The following is a 12,909-nucleotide window of genomic DNA, read 5'->3' as shown; positions in this document are numbered from 1 at the left end:
CGGGCCCCTCTGACGGCTGCCAAGCCGTGATGTCGGATCACTGTTGCCATGCAACGTCGACATTCAAGGAGGGGCTCATGACAGCTCTGCAAGCATTCCTCACCACCCCTGTACTCGGTACCAGCGCTTGGTTGTGGCTGGTGTTCATGGCCATCGTCATCGGTTTGCTGGTGCTCGACCTGGGCGTGCTGCACCGCCATGACCGGGAAATCGAAATGCGTGAAAGCCTGCTGCTGTATTCAGGCTACTTCAGCGTTGGTGTGCTATTCGGCGTCGGGGTCTGGTACCAACTGGGCGCTCAGTCGGCGCTGGAGTTCTACACCGGTTTCCTGGTCGAGCAATCGCTATCGATGGACAACGTGTTCGTCATGGCGATGATCTTCAGCTATTTCGCCATCCCCCGCCGCTACCAGCATCGCGTGCTGTTCTGGGGCATCCTCGGGGTCGTGTTCCTGCGGGCGATCATGATCGGCGTGGGTGCTGCACTGGTGCAGAACTTTGCCTGGGTGCTGTATATCTTCGGTGCGTTCCTGCTGTTTACCGGGGTGAAGATGGCGCTGTCGAAAGAGGACAGCCACCCTGACCTGGCCAACAACCCGATCATCAGGTTCGTGCGCCGGCACATGCGCGTCACCGACGAAATCCACGGCTCGCACTTCTTCGTGCGCCAAACCCCGCCCGGGCACAGCAAAGCAGTGCGCTATGCCACCCCGTTGTTCCTGGCACTGGTGCTGATCGAGCTGGCCGACCTGGTGTTTGCCGTCGACAGCGTGCCGGCGATTTTCGCCATTACCCAGGACCCGTTCATTGTCTACACCTCCAACATCTTTGCCATTCTTGGGCTGCGTTCGCTGTACTTTGCGCTGTCGGCGCTGATGCACCGGTTCGTTTACCTCAAGTATGCGTTGGCGCTGGTGCTGATCTTTATTGGTTGCAAGATTTTCTACCACGGCATGGTGGGCAAGGTGCCGGCGTTGCTGTCGCTGGGAGTGACGTTCGGGTTGTTGCTGGGTGGGGTGGTGGTTTCGTTGGTGAAAACGCGGGGGGAAAAGGCGGCAATCGTGAATCACTCGCCAGAGCAGCCTTCAAATACCGATTGTCCAGTCGGTCGGAAAGAGGAAGACCCGCAGATGCGGGTCTGACCCCCGGGCCTATATAAAATTTAAATAAACCCATACAACCAATATCCCGGAGGTACCGCGCAGGCTTCGGACCCACGTTGTATTTGGACTGCCCCCAAGAAGTTGGACAAAAAATCCAACCCTTGGGGGACCTATGGGCAAATACACAGAGCAGTTCAAGCTCACAGCCGTCTCAGCCTACCTGGATGGCAATAATGGCTTCCGAAAGGTAGCCCAGCATTTCGATGTTGATTTCAGCCTGCTCCGCCGGTGGGTTTCCAGCCATCAGAGCGAATCCAGCCTTTCTTCACGCTCACATGGGCGGCGTTATGACGACGATTTCAAGCGACAGGTGCTGAGCTACATGCACGAACATCGCCTTTCCATGCGGCAAACCGCAGCACATTTTGGCCTCGGTCAATCATCGCAGATAGGCAGCTGGCAGCGGCAGTACTACAGTGGTGACCCTATAGCCCCTGTCGACCGCCAGAAAAAGCCGATCAAAGTGCCGAAGAAGATCAAACCAGCAAAACCCACAAATACTGACGATTCGCAAAAGCCCCGAGACCAGCTGATGGCGGAGCTCGAATATCTGCGCATGGAGAACGCTGTCTTAAAGGAGCTCAAGGCTTTGCGAGAGGAAAAGGAACGAATGTCGGGGAAAAAGTCCTGATCGTTTCGAGGCTCAAGCCTAGATTCCCTTTGCCTGACCTGCTGCGTCTGGTCGGGCTGGCTCGCAGTACCTTTTACTATCAGGTGCAAGCTCAGCAGAAGCCGGACAAATATGCCGAGCTTAAAGAGCAGATTCAGCAGGTCTATCGCAAAGAGAAAGGGCGTTACGGCTATCGACGCGTTGCACTCGTGATCAGAAAAGGTGGGGTACTGGTCAACAAGAAGGTCATCGAGAGGCTGATGGCTGCCCTGGGTCTGCAGTCACTGGTGCGACCTAAGAAGTATCAGTCGTACCGAGGTGTTGTTGGCAAGATAGCGCCGAATCTGCTGGAGCGAAATTTCGTTGCCCAGCGTCCTAATCAGAAATGGGTGAGTGACGTAACTGAGTTCAAAGTGGCTGAACAGAAGCTCTATCTTTCGCCTGTGATGGATTTGTACAACGGAGAAATCATCGCTTACGAGACGGCGAGTCGCCCTCAGTACAGCCTGGTTGGGAACATGCTCGACAAGGCACTCAAAACCTTGGGAGAAAAGCCGAAGCTGGTGCTCCACACCGACCAGGGCTGGCAGTACCAGCAGGGTCAGTATCGCCACCAGCTGCGCAGTCGTGGGGTGAAACAGAGCATGTCTCGTAAAGGCAATTGCCTAGACAATGCAGCTATGGAAAGCTTCTTCGGCACGCTCAAGTCAGAATTTTTCTACCTCAAGCGTTTCGAGAGTATTGATGAATTGAAAGCGGGCCTGGATGAGTACATTCACTACTACAACCATGACCGCATCAAGCTAAGGCTCAATGGCCTGAGCCCTGTCGAGTACAGGACCCAGGCGGCAGCATAGAACTGTCCAACTTTTGGGGGGCAGTCCATATTTGTGGGAGCGGGTTTACCCGCGAAGAGGCCGGCGCGGGCTGACAACTTCAGCGCCCGCCTCGCAACAGCTCCACAGGCACATACTTGCCAATCTCATACTTGCCAATCGCCGCCCGGTGCACTTCATCCGGCCCGTCGGCCAGGCGCAGGGTGCGCTGCATGGCGTACATGTAGGCCAACGGGAAATCGCCGCTTACCCCGGCCCCACCATGCATCTGAATTGCCCGGTCGATTACCTTCAACGCCACGTTCGGCGCCACTACCTTGATCTGCGCGATCTCGCTGCGGGCGACCTTGTTGCCGACGGTGTCCATCATGTACGCCGCTTTCAAAGTCAGCAGCCGGGCCATGTCGATTTCCATGCGTGAATCGGCGATCTTGTCGACGTTGCCGCCCAGCCGCGCCAGTGGCCGACCAAAAGCCGTACGCTCGACCGAGCGCTTGCACATCAGCTCTAGCGCACGCTCGGCCATGCCGACCGAGCGCATGCAGTGGTGGATACGCCCTGGGCCAAGTCGCCCCTGGGCGATCTCGAAGCCACGGCCCTCGCCGAGCAGCACGTTGTCATAAGGCACTCGCACGCTCTCGAACAGCACTTCAGCATGGCCGTGGGGAGCATCGTCATAACCGAACACCGGCAACGGGCGGACGATTTTCACGCCGGGCGTATCGGTGGGCACCAGCACCATGGAATGCTGCTGGTGACGTGGCCCTTCAGGGTCGGACAGGCCCATGAAGATCATGACCTTGCAGCGCGGGTCGCAGGCGCCAGAGGTCCACCACTTGCGGCCGTTGATAACCCACTCGTCGCCGTCACGCACCGCAGTGGCGGCCATGTTGGTAGCGTCCGAGGAGGCTACGTCCGGCTCGGTCATGGCAAACGCCGAGCGGATCTCGCCGCGCAACAACGGCTCCAGCCACTGCCGTTTCTGCGCTTCGCTGCCGTAGCGCACCAGCACTTCCATGTTGCCGGTGTCCGGCGCCGAGCAGTTGAACGGCTCTGGCCCGAGCAGCGAGCGGCCCATGATTTCCGCCAGCGGGGCGTACTCCAGGTTGCTCAGGCCTGCGCCGTACTCCGATTCCGGCAAGAACAGGTTCCACAGCCCTTCGGCGCGGGCCTTGGCCTTGAGTTCTTCCATGATTGCAGTGGGCTGCCAGCGGTCGCCTTCGGCAACCTGGCGCTCGAACACGGCTTCGGCGGGGTAGACATAGGCGTCCATGAACGCAGTGACGCGCTCGCGCAGTGCCTGGACCTTGGGCGAATAGGCGAAATCCATCGGGGCTACCTTCACGGTTCGAAGAACATGGGCCAGAGCCTAGAGCAGCCAGCCACCATCCACCTAGTCTATTTTCCGCGTGTATAAACATTCATAACCAATATATGATCGGCCAATAATTCCAACAAAGAGCGGCGCCCATGAACCTCAGCAAGGTCGACCTCAACCTGTTCATCGTGTTCGATGCGATCTACACCGAAGCCAACCTGACCCGCGCCGGGCAGATTGTCGGCATTACCCAGCCGGCGGTGTCCAACGCCCTTTCGCGGCTGCGCGAAACCTTCAACGACCCGCTGTTCGTGCGCACCGCGCAAGGCATGGTGCCCACGCCCATGGCGCAGAACATCATCGGCCCGGTGCGCAACGCCTTGGCGCTGCTGCGTACGTCGGTGCAGGAAAGCCGCATATTCAACCCGCAGCAGGCGAACAAGACCTTTCGCATCAGCATGACCGACCTGACCGAGGCGGTCATCCTGCCGCCGTTGTTCCAGCGCCTGCGCCGCCTGGCGCCCGCGGTACTTATCGAAAGCTTCCTGTGCAAGCGCCGCGAGACCACCAAGGAACTCGCCGCCGGCCGCCTGGACTTCGCCATCGACGCACCCCTGAACACCGACCCGCAGGTGCGCCACGTCAAGCTGATGCAAGACCGCTATGTCTGCGCCCTGCGCCAGGGCCACCCGCTGGCTGACAGCAAGCTGACCCTCGACAACTACCTGGGCATGACCCATATCCACATCTCCAGCCGCCGCAACGGCCTGGGTTACGTCGACCTCGCGCTGGGCAAGATGGGGGTTCAACGCAAGGTGGCCTTGCGCTCGCAGCATTACCTGATGGCTTCGCAGGTATTGCAGCAGACCGACATGGTGATGACCGTACCCGAGCGCTTCGCCCGTCGCCATCAGTTGCGTTATCAGCCACTGCCCGTGGAGGTGCCTGCACTGGAAACGCACCTTTACTGGCATGAGAGTACCGACCAGGACCCGGCCAACCGCTGGATGCGCGAGCAGATCACCGAATTGTGCGAACGCGTGGTAGCGGAGGAAGAGAAGGCCCTGGAGCCCGCCTGAGCTACTGCGCTTCATACAGACCTTAAACCGAACTTTTTTGCGCAGGGCGTAAACGGGAGAAAATTATTCTCAGCTCATGCAATAAACGTATAACGAAAAGGAAAAATCTCTTCACCGCGGCATGTAGGCTTGCCTGAACGGTGCCGAATCACGGTGCCCCATGCCGGACCGGCCGTACACCATGCCCAACGCCCCGCTCTACTTCGACTACGCCGCTACCACACCCGTCGACGACCGGGTCATCGAAACCATGCTCGCCTGCCTAGGCGGCCAGGCCAACTTCGGCAACCCGGCGTCCAGCGGTCATGCCTACGGCCAGGCCGCCCGGCAGGCCGTGGAGCAAGCCCGCCAGCAGGTGGCCGAGCGCGTCGGCGCGCAAGCGGACAAGCTAGTCTGGACCTCGGGCGCGACCGAATCCAACAACCTGGCACTCAAAGGCATTGCCCAAGGCATCGACCAGCCCGGGCACCTGATCACCAGCCAGCTGGAGCACAAAGCTGTGCTCGACACGGTGGCCGAGCTTGAGCGCCAAGGTTGGGCCGTTACCCGCCTGGCCCCGGATGCTGCCGGCCTGATCCAGCCCGAAAGCGTGCAGGCAGCGTTGCGCGCCGATACCCGCCTGGTCTCGCTGATGGCGGTCAATAACGAGCTGGGCACGGTCACCGATTTTGCCGCCATTGGGCAGTTGGTGCGTGCCCACGGTGCCCTGCTGCACGTGGATGCCGCGCAGGCTGTGGGCAAGCTGGCCATCGACCTGAATGCGATGGCCGTGGACCTGATGTCGTTCTCGGCGCACAAGGTTTACGGGCCAAAAGGCATCGGCGCGCTCTATGTCGGGCCACGCGCCCACGCGCTGATGCGTGCGCAGATGCACGGCGGCGGCCATGAGCAGGGCCTGCGTTCCGGTACCCTGGCAACCCATCAGATCGCGGGCATGGGCAGCGCTTTTGCCTTGGCAGGCCAGCCCGGCGACAGCGAGCACCAGCACCTTGAGCAACTGGCCACCCGGCTGCGCGAAGGCCTGCTGGCGTTACCCGGCATCACCCTCAATGGCAGTGCCAGCCAACGCATTCCCCATACCCTGAACCTGTGTATCGACAGCAAAGGCTTCAACAGCGCAGCACTGGCCAGCGAGCTGGCGTTGTCGACCACCTCGGCCTGCAACTCGGCGAGTAACGCCGCCTCGCATGTGCTACTGGCAATGGGCCTGGATGAGCGCCAGGCACGCAACAGTGTGCGCTTGAGCATCGGCCGTTTCAGCACTGAGGCTGAAGTGGACAAGGCACTCGCCGTATTTGGCCGGGTGTTGACGACGGCATCGGCTGCATTGTGGTGAATCCGCGCTAGAACAGACGGCTGTCGGGGGTGAAGTCCTCAACCTGGATTTTCGCGCGCTTCGCCTGCGGGTGCCGTGGGTTGAACAGGTAGTTGATGGTGCTGGGCATGATCGCGCTTGGCACGGGCAGCAACAATGCCGAGCCCTCATCCAGAAAGCGATTGCCCAACGCCCGGGTCAACTCGGGCTGAGCGGACCAGCCAGGCTGCAAGGCGGGCAACTGCGCTTGTGAAACCGTGTCGGGCAATTCGATGCGGATCAAGCGCATTGTGGTAGGAAAATCCTCGGGGTCGATCTCCAGGTGCACCAACACCTCAAGCATGGCCCCAGAAGGGCTGGTGGCGGCGTACACTACCGGCCGTCCCGCCTGGTGCCAGCGGCCGCTGACACGTAAGCCCCCTGTGCCGCTCAAATCTGCATAGGCGCTGATACGCCACAAAATCACAGGCCAAAGCCCTCGGCAATCTGCAGCAGCATCTCTTCGACCTGAGTGGTGCCTTGCTGAGTGGTGAGCATCTGCATCGGCGTCAGCCCCGAAAAGCGTTCCTTGGGCTTGGACAGCCAGCGTTTGGCCTTGTCCGCTTCACCAAACACAGCTTCGGCCATGGCGGTGATGTGCGCCGAGCGGAACAGCCGATCACTCTCTTCCACGGTCAGCGGCTGGTCACGCTCGATACGGGTTTTCAGGGTGCGCAGGGGGATGATCTGGTCCCGCTCCACCGGCGTGAACACCCCGCGCTCGGTCAGCTTCACCAGCCAAGTGGCGGCAAAGCCATGAGTGATGCGGGTGTGGATTTCAAAGTCACTGGCAAATTCGGGTATTTCCAGCAGCGCCTGCAGGCGCGCCCGGTACTCGTGGTAACCATTGTCGCGAAGCACTTCGGCAAGCATGGCATGCTCCTGTATCGGCGTTTGCCGACAAGTATGCGGTATACGCCGAATCATTGCCAGTTTGCCTGACTTGGTGGGTGAGGCGTTTACGGCGCCTTACGCCGTGCCAGGCAGGCATAAACCAAACCCAACACGCTGAACGCCAGCCCTCCCAGCAACACCATCAACTCGCGGCTGTAGCGGGCGACCATGGCCGGAAAACCAATGACCTCGTGGTACACCTGTACGTTGGCCACTCCGTCGGCATGGCTGATGCTGACCCCGCCCTGGCGAATCTGCGAATAGTCCGCATCGAAATAGACCCAGACCCTGGACGTGCCCCCTGGCTCGATGGCCGGGATATCCACCTGCGCGGTGGCGGCCTCCAGCAGGGTGTCGTTACCGGCAGCATCACGCACCTGCACCAGGCCCTTGGCTGGCAGGCGGATTTTCACCTCCCGGACCTGCGCATCACCCGTGTTGCGCAGCTCGATCAGCAAGCCGGTACGGTGATCGACCAGCCCGGCCTCGAAAGGCTTGGCGAACAGCTGGGCATAAGGCGCCTGGGCCATTTCGATCAAGCGCTCGACCTGATCGTGGCTTAGCTCGCCCTGACCGATGCTGTTGATGCGCCCCTGCAACTGTTCATATTTGAGCTGCTCGCTGGCTTTGCTAATGCGCTCACTGAACTGGGTGGGATAGGTGAGGTAGGCATAGGTCAGTGACGCCTCCAGGCGCGGGTTGCCCCTGAGCAACACGTAGGCAGCCAAAAGGACCATCAGGCCAACAAGCACGGCTACGAGGAGTTTCCCCACCTTGTCCCAGCTCAATGCAAACTTCCTTCTGTCGTGATACAGACGATTCAAACCGCCCAAGGGTGCCAAGTTCAGGGCCCCCAGGCAAGCTTGACCAGGAGGATGGGGAGGACCGTTTTCGGAAATGGACTACAAAATCGCCATGAATGGGTCGATCTGCCACCGATCATCTCCTTGACCGGCACATGGCAGTATCGGAGGATCAACCTCCCCCACATCAGGACGACCACCATGCTACGGATACTGGGCAGAGCCTCTTCCATCAATGTGCGAAAAGTCCTGTGGGCCTGCGCCGAATTCGAGGTCGCGTTCGAGCGTGAAGACTGGGGTACTGGCTTCAAGGCCACTGACAATACCGAGTTCCTGGCGCTGAACCCTAACGCCATGATCCCGGTGATCCAGGATGGCGACTTCACCTTGTGGGAATCCAACAGCATCATCCGCTACCTGGCGAACCGCTACGGCGCCACCGCGTTCTACCCCGGCGATGCCCAGGCGCGGGCCAGGATCGACCAGTGGATCGACTGGCAGGCCTCGGACCTGAACCGCTCGTGGAGCTACGCGTTCATGTCACTGGTCAGGCACTCCCACGCCCACCAGGACCCGCAAGCACTTGCCGCCGGTTGCGCAGACTGGTCGCGCTACATGCACATCCTCGACCGCCAGCTGGCCAGCACCGGCGCTTACGTGGCCGGCAACCAGTTCACCCTGGCCGACATCCCTATCGGCCTGTCGGTAAACCGCTGGTTTGAAACGCCATTCGAGCATCCGCAGCTGCCTGCGGTGCGCGATTATTACGAACGCCTGAGCGAGCGCCCGGCCTATCACCTGCATGGCCGTAACGGTACGCCGTAGGCATATGAGACGGGGTCCACCTGCAAGAGCGTGGGGCTGCCTTGCAGCCCCGGGGTATCGGCCTGTTACGCGGCCACCTGGTCCCCTGCTGCTGCCCCGCGCCCACGCCAGGCAAACAGCAGCACCATCACCAATCCCAGCGCCGCCATCGCAGCGCCCGCCAGGGAAATTGCCGGATAGCCCAACCCTGCATTGATCACCGCGCCACCCAGCGCCGCACCAATCGCATTGCCCAGGTTGAAGGCACCGATATTGACCGCCGAGGCGAGGTTAGGTGCATCCTTGGCTGCCTCCATCACCCGCATCTGCAATGGCGGCACCAGTGCAAAGCTGGCCGCGCCCCAAACCAGAATCGCCAGGGCCGTCGGCAGCGGCCAGTCCAGCACCAGCGGGAACACAAGCAGCACGGCAATCAACAGCGACAATGACAGGATAAGGGTGCGGTCGATCGAGCGGTCTGCCGCCTTGCCACCCCACACGTTGCCCAAGGTCAGGCCAACCCCGAACAACACCAGCATACCGGTCACCAAGGTGGTGGACGCCGCCGCCTCGCTCTGCAGGATCGGCGCAATGTAGGTGAACACCGTGAACATCGCACTGGAGCCCACCACAGTCAGCAGCAACGCCGCCAGTACCGGACCGCGGCCCAGCACACGGATTTCGGCCATGGCCCCGTCGCCTTTGGGTGACGCCACATTGGGCAACGCGTACCAAAGCGTAGTCATCGCCACCAGGCCAAGCCCGGCAATACCCCAGAATGCCGTGCGCCAACCCAGCATTTCACCAAACCAGGCCGCCAGCGGCACGCCGCCGATGGTAGCCAGGGTCAAGCCCATGAACATCGCCGCCACGGCGCCGGCGCGCTTCTCGGGCGGTACCACGCTGGCCGCTACAATCGCGCCGATGCCGAAGAAGGCACCGTGGTTGAGCGAGGTAACCACACGGGCCACCAGCAGGCTGGCGTAGTCGCTGGCCAAAGCCGACATCAGGTTACCCAGGGTGAAAATGGCCATCAGCCCGATCAGCAGGTAACGCCGTGGGATCTTCACCGTGGCCAGGGTCATCAGCGGTGCGCCGATCAACACGCCAATGGCATAGGCACTGACCAGCAGCCCGGCAGCAGGGATGGAAACGCCAAGGTCAGTGGCGATGCTGGGCAACATGCCCATGGGGGCGAACTCGGTGACGCCGATGCCAAAGGCACCGATGGCGAGTGCGACAAGAGGTGGATTGATACGCATGGCAAGCTCCTTATCTATGCCGCAAATGCTACGATCCATTTCAAAAGCGCACTAGACTGCATTTTTGCCAACCACCTTTGCGCACGAGGCACAAATGGACTTCAGCGGCAGATCCGGAGAAATGGAAATTTTTGCCAGGGTGGCGCAAGAGGGCAGCCTGTCGGCAGCCGCGCGAGCATTGAACCTGACGCCTTCTGCGGTCAGCCGCATCATTGCCCGCACCGAACACCGCCTGGGGACCCGCCTGCTGCTGCGCACTACCCGGGCGATCACCCTTACCCCCGAGGGTGAAGCGTACCTGCGCGGTGCACGGCGGGTGCTGGCCGACATGCTCGAAGTGGAACAAGCCATCACCGACCAGGGCGTGCCGCGCGGGCGCTTGCGGGTAAGCGCGGCGCTCGGCCATGCCCGACTGACCGTAGTACCGCTGCTGGCGGCGTTCAGTGCACGCTACCCGCAAGTGCTGGTTGACCTTACCCTCAGTGACGAAGTGGCCGACATTCTCGGCGGCCAGGCCGATGTGGCACTGCGTTTCGGGCACCTGCCGGACAGCTCCTTGAGTGCCCGCGCCATTGGCGAAACCGGCCAGGTAGTGGTCGCCTCGCCCGAGTACCTGCACCGCTGCGGCACCCCGCTTGAGCCTGAGGACCTGGCCCGGCACAACTGCCTGCGCTTCAACTTCCGCCGCGCTGCACCCGACTGGCCGTTCCGCCGCGACGGCCAGGTGTTCTCGTTGAAGGTGACGGGCAATATCGAATGCAGCAGCGGCGAAGCCTTGGCACAACTGGCCAGGCTCGGTGCCGGCGTGGCACGCATCGGTACCTTCACTGTGGTCGATGACCTCGCCAGCGGGCGGCTGGTACCGTTGCTTGAAGCCTACAACCCTGACGACCGTGAGCCGATCCATGCGGTGTTCGTCGGCGGCCAGGCGATGCCGGCGCGGGTGCGGGTGTTTGTGGATTTTCTGATAGAGCACCTGGCTGGCGGCCTGCGCAGTCCCTTGTAGGAGCAGCAAGCATTACAATCTGCACATTCACCCAGGTTATGCAAAGGACCACCCATGCTTTACGTTGTCATGCTCGGAGGCCGCCACCCCGGCGCCAAGATTGAAGTCCACGACGTGGTCTTCGCCCAGGCCGATACCTTCGAACAAGCCTACCCGCAGCTGCGCCAAGCCTGGTTCGGTAGCCCGAAAGGCTTGCACATCGATTCCTGGCTGCAAGTGCACGGCGTAGATGGCCAACGCATCGAACTGCGCCACGACGCCCCGGTCCGCGGCGCCCTGCGCCTGTACTTCATCAACCTCGGCGGTTACGAACGCGATGTGTTCGGGGAGGCGCACCGCTATCTGCTGGTTGCCGCCCGCAACAAGACCGAAGCCAAGGCCCTGGGCAAGCAACGCATGCAGGCACACTGGCTGAAGCCGCACACCGACGCCTTGCTCGATGTCGACGACTGCCTGGCGATCGACCAGGTGGGCGGGCAGTTCGTGCACCTGGTCGAAGGGTCGCATGAGCCGGTGGTGGTGCGCAGCGACTACATCCTGATCTGACGTTGATGCCAGCAGTTGGGTTATCTTCGACACCTCACTGTACCGCCAGGGCCAGAACACCATGCGCATTGTCATTCCCGACGACTACCAGGATGTGATCCGCACGCTCGACTGCTTCGCCAAGCTGAGCGGGCACGCTGTCAGGGTACTCCATGAGCGCCAGCCTGCCACGCCGGAGCAACTGGCAGAACGCTTTGCCGATGCCGACGCACTGGTACTTACCCGCGAACGTACACGCATCGACGCCGCCTTGCTCGACCGCCTGCCCAACCTCAAACTGATCAGCCAGACCGGCAAGGTGTCCAGCCACTTGGATCTGGCGGCCTGCACAGCGCGCGGTGTTGCCGTGACCGAGGGCCGCGGCTCGCCGGTGGCGCCCGCAGAACTTGCCTGGGCGCTGATCCTCAATGCCCGCCGGCAGCTGGTGCCAGCCATCGACGCCTTCCGCCAAGGCCAATGGCAGGTCAACCTGGGCCAGGCGCTGGCCGGCCAACTGCTGGGCATCTGGGGTTACGGCAAGATCGGGCAGCGCCTGGCGCGTTATGCGCAGGCGTTCGACATGCCCGTGCTTGTGTGGGGTAGCGACAGCAGCCGCGCCGCAGCCGAGGCCGATGGCCACCGCGCTGCCGCCTCGCGCGAGGCATTTTTTGCCGAAGCCGATATTGTCAGCCTGAACCTGCGCCTTTCGGAACAGACGCGCCACGGGGTGACCTTCGACGACCTGTCCCACATGAGGCCAGACGCGTTGCTGGTGAATGTAAGCCGTGCCGAACTGATTGCCCCGGGGGCGTTACTGCAGGCACTGGCTGCCGGGCGGCCGGGATACGCGGCGGTGGATGTTTACGAGGAGGAGCCGCTGCTAGACCCGGCCCATCCGCTGCTTCGTCACCCGTGTGTACTGAGCACGCCGCACCTGGGATACGTGGAGAAGAACGGCTACGAGCTGTACTTTGGCGATGCCTTCGACAATGTGCTGGCGTTTTTCGAAGGCAAGCCGAAGAACGTTGCCAACCCAGAGGCGCTGGCGGTTCGGCACTGAGCCATTTGGGAGCAACTGTCTTGTTCACAATCCAAGCGTTTGCGCGATCACTGTGGGAGCGGGCGTGCCCGCGAACACCGGCGAAGCCGGTGCCATCCACCGCGCTGGGCTCTTCGCGGGCATGCCCGCTCCCACAGGGACCGCGTAGGCTTCAGTCTTGTGCAGTACCTGTCAGAGCAGCCGGACCGCCACGAA

Annotated in this window: 13 protein-coding genes; 8 read left to right on the top strand and 5 right to left on the bottom strand. The window is 61.6% G+C overall.

Features of this window, described 5'->3' with window-relative positions; all coding sequences use genetic code 11:
- Positions 1–77: 77 nt before the first annotated feature.
- Both P0Y58_13230 and P0Y58_13225 read left to right on the top strand, forming a co-directional pair.
- Positions 78–1,142, top strand: a complete 1,065-nt coding sequence (locus tag P0Y58_13230; GenBank protein ID WEK33098.1) for a TerC family protein — start codon at positions 78–80, stop codon at positions 1,140–1,142.
- Positions 1,143–1,275: 133 nt separating this feature from the next.
- Positions 1,276–2,630, top strand: a protein-coding gene (locus P0Y58_13225) for an IS3 family transposase (GenBank protein ID WEK33097.1) whose coding sequence is annotated in 2 segments (ribosomal slippage) — positions 1,276–1,768 and positions 1,768–2,630 — 1,356 coding nt in all. Because the reading frame shifts where the segments join, the coding sequence is not laid out codon by codon here.
- Positions 2,631–2,709: 79 nt separating this feature from the next.
- On the opposite strand, the gene P0Y58_13220 is transcribed toward P0Y58_13225, so the two are convergent.
- Entirely contained in the window at positions 2,710–3,939 is a 1,230-nt protein-coding gene (locus tag P0Y58_13220) for an acyl-CoA dehydrogenase (GenBank protein ID WEK33096.1), read from the bottom strand.
- 140 nt (positions 3,940–4,079) lie between these two features.
- Between P0Y58_13220 and P0Y58_13215 the strand changes: the two genes are divergently transcribed.
- Positions 4,080–5,006 carry a LysR family transcriptional regulator gene (locus tag P0Y58_13215; protein ID WEK33095.1) on the top strand — a complete coding sequence of 309 codons (927 nt, stop codon included), beginning with the start codon at positions 4,080–4,082 and terminating at the stop codon, positions 5,004–5,006.
- 181 nt (positions 5,007–5,187) lie between these two features.
- Positions 5,188–6,342, top strand: a complete 1,155-nt coding sequence (locus P0Y58_13210; GenBank protein ID WEK33094.1) for an aminotransferase class V-fold PLP-dependent enzyme — start codon at positions 5,188–5,190, stop codon at positions 6,340–6,342.
- Between the two features lie 7 nt (positions 6,343–6,349).
- Here the strand turns inward: P0Y58_13210 and P0Y58_13205 are convergent, their stop codons facing one another.
- The 3 genes from P0Y58_13205 to P0Y58_13195 form a co-directional block, all read right to left on the bottom strand.
- A complete protein-coding gene (locus tag P0Y58_13205) occupies positions 6,350–6,787 on the bottom strand; it encodes an RES family NAD+ phosphorylase (GenBank protein ID WEK33093.1) in 438 nt (145 codons plus the stop codon).
- The gene (locus P0Y58_13200; GenBank protein WEK33092.1) at positions 6,784–7,233 is read right to left on the bottom strand and encodes an MbcA/ParS/Xre antitoxin family protein; all 450 of its coding nucleotides are present in this window, start codon (positions 7,231–7,233) and stop codon (positions 6,784–6,786) included. Before P0Y58_13200 ends, P0Y58_13205 begins: the two co-directional genes overlap by 4 nt.
- 86 nt (positions 7,234–7,319) lie before the next feature.
- Complete coding sequence (locus tag P0Y58_13195; protein WEK33091.1) at positions 7,320–8,042, bottom strand: hypothetical protein; 723 nt, start codon at positions 8,040–8,042, stop codon at positions 7,320–7,322.
- Between the two features lie 216 nt (positions 8,043–8,258).
- On the opposite strand from P0Y58_13195, the gene P0Y58_13190 reads away from it, so the two are divergent.
- Positions 8,259–8,882 carry a glutathione S-transferase gene (locus P0Y58_13190; GenBank protein ID WEK33090.1) on the top strand — a complete coding sequence of 208 codons (624 nt, stop codon included), beginning with the start codon at positions 8,259–8,261 and terminating at the stop codon, positions 8,880–8,882.
- A 65-nt stretch (positions 8,883–8,947) separates the two neighbouring features.
- Here the strand turns inward: P0Y58_13190 and P0Y58_13185 are convergent, their stop codons facing one another.
- Positions 8,948–10,123, bottom strand: a complete 1,176-nt coding sequence (locus tag P0Y58_13185; GenBank protein ID WEK33089.1) for an MFS transporter — start codon at positions 10,121–10,123, stop codon at positions 8,948–8,950.
- 94 nt (positions 10,124–10,217) lie between these two features.
- On the opposite strand from P0Y58_13185, the gene P0Y58_13180 reads away from it, so the two are divergent.
- From P0Y58_13180 to P0Y58_13170, 3 genes are all read left to right on the top strand, one after another.
- Positions 10,218–11,129, top strand: a complete 912-nt coding sequence (locus P0Y58_13180; protein ID WEK33088.1) for a LysR family transcriptional regulator — start codon at positions 10,218–10,220, stop codon at positions 11,127–11,129.
- 54 nt (positions 11,130–11,183) lie between these two features.
- Positions 11,184–11,675 (top strand): DUF1543 domain-containing protein, encoded by a 492-nt coding sequence (locus P0Y58_13175; GenBank protein ID WEK33087.1) that lies wholly within the window; start codon positions 11,184–11,186, stop codon positions 11,673–11,675.
- A 61-nt stretch (positions 11,676–11,736) separates the two neighbouring features.
- A complete protein-coding gene (locus P0Y58_13170) occupies positions 11,737–12,714 on the top strand; it encodes a D-2-hydroxyacid dehydrogenase family protein (protein ID WEK33086.1) in 978 nt (325 codons plus the stop codon).
- Positions 12,715–12,909 lie beyond the last annotated feature (195 nt).

The organism is Candidatus Pseudomonas phytovorans (assembly GCA_029202525.1).
Classification (GTDB): Bacteria; Pseudomonadota; Gammaproteobacteria; order Pseudomonadales; family Pseudomonadaceae; genus Aquipseudomonas; species Aquipseudomonas phytovorans.
The sequence above is the reverse complement of the archived record's forward strand: the minus strand, read 5'-3'. Positions and strand labels throughout refer to the sequence as shown.

Excerpts from the sequence above, each read along its gene's own strand:
- P0Y58_13210 (WEK33094.1), top strand. The coding sequence starts at position 5,188 with ATGCCCAACGCCCCGCTCTACTTCGACTACGCCGCTACCACACCCGTC.
- P0Y58_13200 (WEK33092.1), bottom strand. The coding sequence starts at position 7,233 with ATGCTTGCCGAAGTGCTTCGCGACAATGGTTACCACGAGTACCGGGCG.
- P0Y58_13190 (WEK33090.1), top strand. The coding sequence starts at position 8,259 with ATGCTACGGATACTGGGCAGAGCCTCTTCCATCAATGTGCGAAAAGTC.
- P0Y58_13180 (WEK33088.1), top strand. The coding sequence starts at position 10,218 with ATGGACTTCAGCGGCAGATCCGGAGAAATGGAAATTTTTGCCAGGGTG.
- P0Y58_13185 (WEK33089.1), bottom strand. The coding sequence starts at position 10,123 with ATGCGTATCAATCCACCTCTTGTCGCACTCGCCATCGGTGCCTTTGGC.
- P0Y58_13230 (WEK33098.1), top strand. The coding sequence starts at position 78 with ATGACAGCTCTGCAAGCATTCCTCACCACCCCTGTACTCGGTACCAGC.
- P0Y58_13175 (WEK33087.1), top strand. The coding sequence starts at position 11,184 with ATGCTTTACGTTGTCATGCTCGGAGGCCGCCACCCCGGCGCCAAGATT.
- P0Y58_13215 (WEK33095.1), top strand. The coding sequence starts at position 4,080 with ATGAACCTCAGCAAGGTCGACCTCAACCTGTTCATCGTGTTCGATGCG.
- P0Y58_13170 (WEK33086.1), top strand. The coding sequence starts at position 11,737 with ATGCGCATTGTCATTCCCGACGACTACCAGGATGTGATCCGCACGCTC.
- P0Y58_13220 (WEK33096.1), bottom strand. The coding sequence starts at position 3,939 with ATGGATTTCGCCTATTCGCCCAAGGTCCAGGCACTGCGCGAGCGCGTC.